Here is a 718-nt window from a genome sequence, read left to right on the forward strand (position 1 = left end):
CCCCCAAACAGCGCGACGGCCGGATCGAGGCGCTGCGCAACCTGCGGGTGGCCCGCCGTTCGGCTGTCGACCAGCGCGCAGACACCCAACGCCAGATCAAAGCACTGATCGTCACCGCTCCCGACGACCTGCGCGAACGACTGCGCGGCCTGCCCGTCAAGGAATTGATCAAGGTGTGTGCGGGACTGCGGCCACAGCCGGCCGACGCCGCCAGCCCATCCACCGCCGCGAAGATCGCCCTGCGGTCGCTGGCCCGCCGCCACCAGCAGCTCACACAAGAGATCAACGAGCTCGACGAACTCCTGGACCCACTCGTGGCCGCCATCAACCCCCACCTGGTCGCGGCCAACGGCGTCGGCACCGACGTCGCCGGCCAGCTCCTGGTCACCGCCGGCCAAAACCACGACCGGCTCACCTCCGAGGCCGCCTTCGCCATGCTCTGCGGCGCCGCCCCGATCCCGGCCTCATCGGGCAAGACCCACCGGCACCGGCTTAACCGAGGCGGCGACCGGCAGGCCAACGCCGCCCTCTACCGCGTCGTCCTCTGCCGCCTGCGCTGGGACCCCCGCACCCGCGCCTACATGGAACGACGCACAAAGGAAGGCCTCTCCAAGAAAGAGATCATCCGCTGCCTCAAGCGCTATATCGTCCGCGAGCTCTACCAGATCATCACAGCAAACGATCATGAACTCGCCGCTTGACATCCATAGGAGCATCC

At 68.0% G+C, this 718-nt stretch carries 1 protein-coding gene; it reads left to right on the forward strand.

Features of this window, described 5'->3' with window-relative positions:
* Positions 1–701: transposase (locus tag AP234_RS00050; protein ID WP_152990136.1), on the forward strand; the 701-nt coding region annotated here is incomplete at its 5' end.
* Between the last annotated feature and the right edge of the window lie 17 nt (positions 702–718).

This window comes from Sphaerimonospora mesophila, from assembly GCF_001417795.1.
Lineage (GTDB): Bacteria > Actinomycetota > Actinomycetes > Streptosporangiales > Streptosporangiaceae > Sphaerimonospora > Sphaerimonospora mesophila.